The organism is Streptomyces sp. FH025 (genome assembly GCF_017427025.1).
In the GTDB taxonomy this organism is placed as follows: Bacteria; Actinomycetota; Actinomycetes; order Streptomycetales; family Streptomycetaceae; genus Kitasatospora.
In genome coordinates, this window is the sequence record NZ_JAFLNG010000314.1 from 1 (window position 1) to 8,692 (window position 8,692).

Consider the following 8,692-nt stretch of genomic DNA (forward strand, 5'->3'; position numbering starts at 1 on the left):
GGCGAACAGTGAACAGAGGTCAGCGGACGGATAACAGATGACAGATAACAGATGACAGATTTCGAAATCTGTCATCTGTCACCCGCCGCCCCCGCTCGCCGCCTACTTCGGCGCGTCCACGCCCGCCGCCTTCGCGATGTCGCCGAGCATCGCGTTCGCCGCCTGGACGCCGATGCCGGACATCCAGGTCTCGTCCGGGACGTTGAACACCTTGTTGTTCTTCACGGCGTTCAGGCCCTGCCAGACCGGCGTCTGCTGGACCTCGCTCTCCTTGGTCTTCGACGGGTCGTCGGCGGTGGTGACGAACACCAGGTCGGCGTCGGCCTGGCTGACCTGCTCGGCGCTCACCTCGACGATGTTCTGGTCCACGTCCTGCGAGGCCGGCCGGGCTAGGCCCACGTCCTTGAGCACCACCCCGCTGTACGAGGACTTGGCGTACAGACGGGTCGGGCCGGCCACGAAGCGGACCACCGAGGCGGTCGGCATCGTCCCGTTGTACTTCGCCTTGATCGCCTCGCCCAGCTTGTGCGCCCGCTCCTCGTAGTCCGCCAGCGCCTTCTTCGCCTCGTCCTCCTTGCCGAGCGCCTGGGCGTACAGCGCGAGGTTCTCCTTCCACGGGAACCCGGTGGTCTCGGCCAGCACGGTCGGCGCGATCGCGTTCAGCTGGCTGTACACCTTGGCGTGGCGGACCTTGGAGGAGAGGATCAGGTCCGGCTTGAGGGAGGCGATCAGCTCCAGGTTCGGCTCGTTCATCGGGCCGACGTCCTTGGTGTCCTTGATCTTGTCCTTGAGGTAGTTCGGGAACCCGCCCTCGGTCTTCATGTGCGGCGACACCGCGCCGACCGGCGTGATGCCGAGCAGCGTGACGTCGTCCAGCTCACCGCTGTCCAGCACCACGACGCGCTTGGGCTGCGACTTGATCTCGGCGGTCCCGGCGGCGTGCTTGACGCTGCGCGGGAATCCGGCGACGGCCCCGGCCTGGGCGGAGGAGGACGCGGAGTCGCCGCCCTTGGCGCCGTCCCCGTTGCTGCCGCAGGCGGCGAGGAGCGTGGCGGACAGCGTGACGGCGAGGACGGCGACGGGGAGTCGGCGGTTCATCGGAGTTCCTTGGATAGGGTCGAACACGGTAGGTCGAATGCGGATGGTCGAACGTGGGGACAGCGCAAGGGAGTTCAGGAGGCGACGGCTCTGCTCCGGGCCCGTGGCACGACCAGCGGCGTGCCGGTCTCCGGGTCGGGCACCACCCGGCAGGGCACCCCGAACACCGCCTCCACCAGCTCTGCCGTCAGCACCTCGTCCGGCGGACCGGCCGCGGCCAGCCGACCGTCCTTGAGCACCACCAGGTGGTCGGCGTACCGCGCGGCCTGCCCGAGGTCGTGCAGCACCATGACGACGGTGCGCCCGGCCTCGGCGTGCAGGTCGGCGACCAGGTCGAGCACGTCGAGCTGGTGTCGCAGGTCGAGGAAGGTGGTCGGTTCGTCGAGCAGCAGCAGGTCGGTCTCCTGCGCGAGCGCGAGCGCGATCCAGACCCGCTGGCGCTGTCCGCCGGAGAGCCGGTCGACCTGCCGGTCGCGCAGTTCGGCGGTGCCGGTGCGCTCCAGCGCCTCCTCGACCGCCGCCTGGTCCGCCTTGGACCACGGGCTGAGCATCCGCTGGTGCGGGTAGCGCCCGAGCCGCACCAGCGCCTCGACGGTGACCGCCTCCGGTGTGACCGGCTGCTGCGGCAGCAGGCCCATCCGCTTGGCGAGTGCGCGCGCGGGCATCCGGTGGATGTCGGCGCCGTCCAGGGTGACGGTGCCGACGGCCGGGTCGAGCAGCCGGACCAGCCCGCGCAGCAGGGTGGACTTGCCGCAGGCGTTCGGTCCGACGATCGCGGTGACGGCGCCGCCGGGCAGTTCGAGGTCGAGCCCGTCGATGATCGTCCGCTCGCCGTAGCGCAGCCCGAGCCCGTGGGCGGCGAGCCGGTTGGCGGCCGCTCGGTCGGTCGTCGGCCGCGAGGTGGCGGCCGCGCGGTCGACGACCGCCCGCGAGGCGGTGGTCCGGTCGATGGCCGAGCCGGTCATCAGCTGCTCCTCTGGGGAAGCCGGCCCTGGCGGATCATCAGCACCAGGAGCCAGGGCGCGCCGAGGGTGGCGGTGACGGCACCGACCGGCAGGCCGTGGACGGGGATCACGTGCAGTACGAGGAGGTCGGCGGACAGCAGCAGCACGGCGCCGGTGAGCGCGGTGAGGCCGAGGGTGCCGGGGGTGGGGGGCCCGGCCAGCAGCCGGACCAGGTGAGGGACGGCGAGCGCGACGAAGGCGACCGGTCCGGTCAGGGCGGCGGCCAGCGAGGCGAGCGCGATGGTGAGCAGCAGCAGCCGGAGCCGGTCCCGGGCCGGATTGAGGCCGAGCCCGCCGGCCGAGTCGTCGCCGAGGTCGAGGACGGCGATCCGCCGCTGGGACATCAGCGCGCCCAGGGCGGTGACCGCGATGGCGGTGCCGCCGATCCACACCTCGGTCCAGTTGCGCCCGTACAGCGAGCCGGTGGTCCACTGCATCGCGGAGGAGGCCAGCTCCGCCGGGAACCGTACGATCATCAGATTCACGGCGGCGGCGAGTCCCTGCTGGATCGCCAGGCCGACCAGCACCAGCCGGGTGACGGCCATCCTCGAACGCCAGGCGAAGCCGCCGAGCAGCAGCGCCGCGAGCAGCCCGCCGCCGACCGCGGCCAGCGGGATCAGCTGCTGAGAGGCGCCGGTGGCGAGCATCAGCACCGCGCCGAAGGAGGCGCCGCCGGTGATGCCGATGGTGTCGGGGGCGGCCAGTGGGTTGCGGAACAGCCGCTGCAGCATCGAGCCGGCCATCGCCAGTCCGGCGCCCGCGATCAGCGCGGACACCACGCGCGGCGCCCGGAACTGCTGCACCACCAGGACGTTCCCGGGATCGCCCTGGCCGGCCAGGGCGCGCAGCGCGTCCCAGGCCGAGATGCTCACCTGGCCGGTGCCGAGGGCGATCCCGGTCAGCAGGACGAGCAGGGCGACGGCCAGCAGCGACCACGCCGCGGTACGGGCCCGGCGGCTGGTGAGCGCGCGGGCGAGCGTGCCGGTGGGCGGGGCGAGCGCGGTCACCGGGCCACCTTCCGGGCCAGAACCGCGAGCAGCGGCGCGCCGAGGAAGGCGGTCACGATGCCGACCTCGATCTCGGAGGGCCGCACCACCAGCCGGCCGAGCACGTCGGCCGCGAGCAGCAGCAGCGGACCGGCGATCAGGCAGCCGGGCAGCAGCCAGCGGTGGTCGTTGCCGAGCAGCGGCCGGACGAGGTGCGGCGCGGCCAGTCCGATGAACGCCACCGGTCCGGCGACGGCCACCGCCCCGCCCGCGAGCAGGACCACGGCCAGCCCGCCGACCACCCGGATCCGGGCCACCGGCACACCCAGCGACTGGGCGCTCTCGTCGCCGAGAGCCAGCGCGTTGAGCGCGGGCGAGATCGCGAAGGCGCCCAGCAGGCCGAGCAGCAGGAACGGCAGCACGGGGGTGAGGGTGTCCAGGTGCCGCCCGGCGATCGAGCCGGCCAGCCAGAACCGGGCCTCGTCCAGGGTGCGGTGGCTGGCCAGCATCAGCGCGGAGGTCCAGGAGGTGAGGACCATGGTGAGCACGGTGCCGCCGAGCGCGAGCCGGACCGGGTCGAGGTCCCCACCCCGTCGGGACATCGCGTACGCGGCGACGGCCGCGACGGCCGCCCCGGTGAACGCGAACCAGACGTACTCGACCGGACGGGAGAGGTCCAGCACGTAGATCGCGGCGACCACGGCGAGGCTTGCGCCGGCGTTGATGCCGAGGGTGACCGGGGAGGCCAGCGGGTTGCGGGTGACTCCCTGGGCCACCGCTCCGGCGACGCCGAGCGCGGCTCCGACGGCCAGCCCGGTGAGCGTGCGCGGGACGCGAAGCCCCGTCACCACGTCGGCGTCACCGCCGTGGGCGGCGCCGGTGAGGGCGTCGACGACGGTGGACAGGGGGATGGACCGGGAGCCGAGCGCGAGGCTCAGCGAGGCACACAGCACGAGCGCGCACACGCCGGCGGCCAGCAGCAACGGCCGCTGTACCGCTGAGGATCGAGGTGTCGCCGGGGCTGTGTCGGCCGGCGGATCGGTTCTCAACACGAAGCGATATCTTAGGTTAGCTTTACCTAAGTTCGTCAAGGCCGGGCCGGTCGGTCCGTGGCGTCCCCAGGGTGGTGTTGCGCGATGGCCGCGATGTGGTCGCGGTGCCATCTGAGGCATTGTAAGGTGAGGCTCACCTTATCGATAGATCGTTCGGAATCGATCTCGGGAGCGCCGATGGTCCCCGGAACACCCCTGTCCGTCGCGCCGTCCGCCGGGCCGCCCGTCCTGGTCGGCGACTACGGGCGGCTGCGAGAGCTCTGCCCGGTGCTGGAGCTGCGCCTGCTCGACGCCGCCGAGCCCGCCCCCTCCGCCGTCGACGGCTGGTACTCCGGGGTCCAACTCGCCACCGACGAACGGGCGCTGGCCGCCGCCCTGGCCGGCGAGGAGGCCCGCATCGCCGCCAAGCACGGCCGCGCGCCGCGCCCGCACGTCACCGCCTCCCGACTGCTCCACCACTACGTCTGGTCGGCCTGCCTGCTCATCGCCGGCCCCTGGCACCTCGCCCGACGGGTCCCCCTGCTCGACCCCGCCGACCTCTGGCTGCACACCCCCACCGGTGAGTTCGCGCTGCGACCGCGCGGGCACGTCACCCTCCCCGGTGACGACGAGCTGCGCGCCGAGCTGCGGGCCGCCGTCGTCGCCCACGTCGAACCGGTGCTCGCCGCCTTCGCCGGGCCCACCCGGCGCCGCGACCGCGCGCTCTGGGGCATGGTGACCGACGACCTCGCCTCCGCCGTCTGGTACCTCGGCCGGATGCTCGGCGCGCGCGACACCGGCCCGAGCGGGACCGGGTCGAACGACACAGGCCCGAACGAGACCGGGGCGAACGGGAATGGTCCGGACGGGGCTGAGTCGGATGGGGCTGGGCCGGACGGGGCCGAGGAGGACGCGGCCGTCGCCGCCGCCGAGGCCCTGCTGCCCGGCGGCACCCTGCCGCTCCCGGGCGCCGCGGACTTCCGTCGGCTGCGCACCCCGGACGGCCGCGAGCACCACACCCGCACCCGGCTCGGCTGCTGCCTCTACTACGCGGTCGAGCCGGGCGCCGCCGCCTGTCTGACCTGCCCGCGCACCACCGACGAGGAGCGGCTGCGGCGGTTCTGACGGCCGGTCGGCGACCGGGCCGATTGGCCGGACGACTGTCAGTGGTGCGCGCTAGGCTCGCCGGCGTGATCGATTCGACGATGCGGGTCCGGATCGCCCGCCCCTCCCGCGACATCGCGGCGGCCGAGCGCTTCTACGTCGGCGGCCTCGGCCTCGACGTGCAGTGGCGCAGCACCGAGCGGGTGCCCGGCAAGCACGACCTACTGATGGTCGGCCCGTCCGGCGGTAGCTGGCACTTCGAGCTGACCCACGACCCGGAGCGCCCGGTGGAGCCGACCCCGACGGTGGACGACCTGTTCGTCGTCTACCTCGCCGCGCCGGTCGACGAGGCGCTGGTCGCCCGGCTGGAGGAGCACGGCGGTACCCGGGTCAAGGCCCACAACCCCTACTGGGACGAGCACGGCGTGACGATAGCCGACCCGGACGGCTACCTGCTGGTGCTCTGCTCGCGCAGCTGGGGCGCCTGACCGAGCCGCCCGCCGCCCGCGTTCCGGTCACCGCCGTCTCCGCTGCCACCGCCGTCCGCGCTTCCACCGCCGTCCGCGCTTCCACCGCCGTCTCCGGTGTCACCACCGTCACCGCGGTCTCCGTCGGCGCGCAGCACCGCTATGCCCCGCTCAAGATCCACGCCGAAGTGCGGCGGCGCCCCGGCCTGCGTGTCGTCCCGCCGCGACAGCTGTTCCCGCCGCTGCTCGACCTGCACCCGCTTGCCCGGGCTGAAGAGCGCGTGCAACTCGTCCAGCCCGCCACCGCCCACTCCCACGCCGGGGGCGCGCTCCCGCCGGCGCGGTGAGGACTCGCCCCAGACCTGCCAGGCCGCCAGCAGCACCAGCCCGACCACCGCCGCCACCGCGCATGCCACGCCCACGATCAACCCCATGCCCGTTCAACGCCCCGACGCGGTACCGGCGTTCCCGTGGCGACGGCCGGTACCGGGCGGGGCCGGGCCCACCGGCTAGGCTGCCCGCGGACCCTAAGGAGAGGCCTCATCATGATCGTGCGCGGAACCGACGTGGACATCCCGACGGCCGAGCCCACCCCGGCGTCCTGCTCTACCAGGACGCCTTCGGCCTCAGGCCGCACCTGCGGGACATGGCCGACCGGCTGGCCGCGGCCGGGTACACCGTCCTCGTCCCCAACCTCTACTACCGCAACGGCCGTGCGCCGGTGGTCGAGCTGCCGGAGCTGATCGACATCGAGCAGGGCGAGCAGCTCTTCGCCCTGCTCGGCCCGCTGCTCGCCACCCTCACCCCGGAGGTGACCGCCCGCGACGCGGACGCGTTCCTGGCCTGGTTCGCCGAGTCCCCGCTGGTCCAGGACGGCCCGGTCGGCCTCACCGGCTACTGCCGCGGCGCCTTCCTCGCGCTGCGCACCGCCGCCAGCCACCCGGACCGGATCGCCGCCGCGGCGGGCTTCCACGGCGGCAACCTCGCCACCGACGCCCCGGACAGCCCGCACCTGGGCGCCCACCGGATCACCGCCGAGCTGTACTTCGGCCACGCTGACCAGGACCCGTCGATGCCGCCCGAGCAGGTCGACCGGCTCGCCGAGGCCCTCACCGCCGCAGGGGTCCGCTTCCGGGCAGAGGTCTACGAGGGCTCCCTGCACGGCTACACCCAGCGCGACACGACCCGCTACGACGCGGCCGGCGACAGCCGCCACTGGGACGCGCTGCTCGACCTGCTGCACCGCGCCCTGCCGGCCTGACCGAGGGTGACCGCGACCCGGCGCCGGCGGACAGAGGGGGGATCGAACATGCCGAGCAAGTGGAACCGCCGGACCGGCCAACCGGACCTGCCGGGCGTTCAGGAGGCCATCGCGCAGGCGCTGGCCGAGCGGACTCCCGGCGGGGTGCGACGCGGCGAACTCGACCGCGACGGGCGGGCGTTGCGCTGGGTGGAGGCCGGGCAGGTCGGCGCGGCGCCGGTGGTCCTGATCGCGGGCAGCGGCGGCTCCTCGCTCGACTGGGCCCCGGTGCTGCCCGAACTCGCCGAGCACGTCCGGGTGGTGGCGTACGACCGGGCCGGTCTCGGTGCCAGCGAGCCCGACCGCGACCCCGGTCGTGACCCTGGCCGCGACCCCGGCCCGGTGCTGGACGGGCAGCTTGAGGACCTGGCGGCCCTGGTGGAACACCTGGGCGCCGGTCCGGCCGTTCTGGTCGGGCACAGCTGGGGCGGCCTGCTGGCCCAACTCCTCGCCTGGCAGCGGCCGGAGCTGGTGGCGGGCCTCGTCCTGGTGGACCCGGCGCACGAGGAGTTCAGGCCGCAGGCGATCAGCGCCGCCGAGGCGGTGCTGATCCGGATCCGGCTGCTCCGAACGGCACTGGCACCCGCCGGGCCGGACCGGGAGGACGCCCTCGACCGGGCCGCGGCGGCCGCCGTCGCCCACCCCCACCAGCGGCGCACCATCCTCGCCGAGAACCGGCTGACGGACCTCGTCGTCCCGGAGCTGCGCCGGCGGCGGGCCGCCGGACGGCTGCCGGACGTCCCGGTGTGGGTGCTGAGCGCGACTGCGGGGCTGCCCCGCGCCATGCGCGAGCGCTGGACGGCGATGCAGGCGTGGGTCGCGGGCGGTGCCGCCAGGGGAGAGCACATCGTGGTGCCCGGCGCCGGCCACGCCGTCCACGAGGACCGGCCGCAGGCGGTCGTCGCGGCCGTCCTGGAGGTGTCCGACCACGCCCGATACGTCCGGAACGCCTGAGCTCGGCCCCCAAGCTCCGTCCGTGCAGCGGCTGATGGGGCCGCGGAACGCTCTGGCACACTGTGTGCCGACGACCCGTCGGGGAGGGTCACGACACCTGGGGGCAGGGGCGGATGAGTAGCGCGGGCACCGTGCTCGGCGAGCGGTACGAGCTGGTCGAAAAGGTCGGCGGCGGGGGTATGGGCTCGGTCTGGAGGGCCGACGACCGGGTGCTGGCGCGGCAGGTCGCGGTCAAGATCCTGCGCGCGGACCTGTTCGAGGACGGCACCGCGGTGCAGCGCTTCCGCCGGGAGGCGCAGCTGGTCGCCGCGATCGACCACGGCGGCATCGTGGGCGTCCACGACTACGGCGAGAGCGACGAGGACGGCGACGAGCGCTGCGCGTACATCGTGATGGACCTGATCGAGGGCCGTCCGCTGAACCAGGTGCTCAAGGACGAGGGCCCGATGAGCGCCGAGCGCGCACTCGGCCTGCTGGCCGACGCCCTGGACGCGCTGCACGCCGCGCACCGCCGGGGGATCGTGCACCGTGACATCAAGCCGTCCAACCTGATGGTGCGCACCGACGGCCGGGTGGTCATCACCGACTTCGGCATCGCCCGGGCCGTCGCCAGCACCAAGCTCACCGCCCCGTACGCGATCATCGGCACGGCGGCCTACATGTCCCCCGAGCAGGCCTCCTCGGCGACGACCGGGCCGGCCTCCGACCTCTACTCGATCGGCGTGCTCTGCTACGAACTGCTGGTCGG

Annotated in this window: 10 protein-coding genes; 5 read left to right on the forward strand and 5 right to left on the reverse strand. The window is 73.9% G+C overall.

Translation table 11 applies throughout. The annotated features are described in order from the left end of the window. Window positions 1–102: 102 nt before the first annotated feature. The 4 genes from J0670_RS21735 to J0670_RS21750 all read right to left on the reverse strand — a co-directional run bounded on the left by J0670_RS21735 (window position 103) and on the right by J0670_RS21750 (window position 4,071). The gene (locus J0670_RS21735; RefSeq protein WP_207813312.1) at window positions 103–1,098 is read right to left on the reverse strand and encodes an ABC transporter substrate-binding protein; all 996 of its coding nucleotides are present in this window, start codon (window positions 1,096–1,098) and stop codon (window positions 103–105) included. Window positions 1,099–1,172: 74 nt separating this feature from the next. After that, window positions 1,173–2,063 (reverse strand): ABC transporter ATP-binding protein, encoded by an 891-nt coding sequence (locus tag J0670_RS21740; RefSeq protein WP_207813313.1) that lies wholly within the window; start codon window positions 2,061–2,063, stop codon window positions 1,173–1,175. Then, window positions 2,063–3,109 carry an iron ABC transporter permease gene (locus J0670_RS21745; RefSeq protein WP_207813314.1) on the reverse strand — a complete coding sequence of 349 codons (1,047 nt, stop codon included), beginning with the start codon at window positions 3,107–3,109 and terminating at the stop codon, window positions 2,063–2,065. Before J0670_RS21745 ends, J0670_RS21740 begins: the two co-directional genes overlap by 1 nt. Further along, the gene (locus J0670_RS21750) at window positions 3,106–4,071 is read right to left on the reverse strand and encodes an iron ABC transporter permease (protein WP_243437337.1); all 966 of its coding nucleotides are present in this window, start codon (window positions 4,069–4,071) and stop codon (window positions 3,106–3,108) included. The genes J0670_RS21745 and J0670_RS21750 overlap by 4 nt, the downstream gene beginning before the upstream one ends. Before the next feature lie 246 nt (window positions 4,072–4,317). Here J0670_RS21750 and J0670_RS39370 point away from each other — a divergent pair, with 246 nt between their 5' ends. After that, window positions 4,318–5,244: a (2Fe-2S)-binding protein gene (locus J0670_RS39370; protein ID WP_243437338.1), complete on the forward strand. Its 927-nt coding sequence runs from the start codon at window positions 4,318–4,320 to the stop codon at window positions 5,242–5,244. An 80-nt stretch (window positions 5,245–5,324) separates the two neighbouring features. Then, a complete protein-coding gene (locus tag J0670_RS21760; protein WP_207813319.1) occupies window positions 5,325–5,711 on the forward strand; it encodes a VOC family protein in 387 nt (128 codons plus the stop codon). Here J0670_RS21760 and J0670_RS21765 read toward each other — a convergent pair. Beyond that, window positions 5,672–6,124 carry a DUF6191 domain-containing protein gene (locus J0670_RS21765; RefSeq protein WP_207813321.1) on the reverse strand — a complete coding sequence of 151 codons (453 nt, stop codon included), beginning with the start codon at window positions 6,122–6,124 and terminating at the stop codon, window positions 5,672–5,674. The two genes, J0670_RS21760 and J0670_RS21765, sit on opposite strands and share 40 nt — an antisense overlap. Between J0670_RS21765 and J0670_RS21770 the strand changes: the two genes are divergently transcribed. The 3 genes from J0670_RS21770 to J0670_RS21780 all read left to right on the forward strand — a co-directional run. After that, window positions 6,100–6,951, forward strand: a complete 852-nt coding sequence (locus J0670_RS21770; protein ID WP_207813316.1) for a dienelactone hydrolase family protein — start codon at window positions 6,100–6,102, stop codon at window positions 6,949–6,951. The two genes, J0670_RS21765 and J0670_RS21770, sit on opposite strands and share 25 nt — an antisense overlap. A gap of 48 nt (window positions 6,952–6,999) precedes the next feature. Further along, window positions 7,000–7,944, forward strand: a complete 945-nt coding sequence (locus J0670_RS21775; RefSeq protein ID WP_207813317.1) for an alpha/beta fold hydrolase — start codon at window positions 7,000–7,002, stop codon at window positions 7,942–7,944. 113 nt (window positions 7,945–8,057) lie between these two features. Further along, on the forward strand, window positions 8,058–8,692 hold a 635-nt coding region (locus tag J0670_RS21780), incomplete at its 3' end, for a serine/threonine-protein kinase (RefSeq protein ID WP_207813318.1).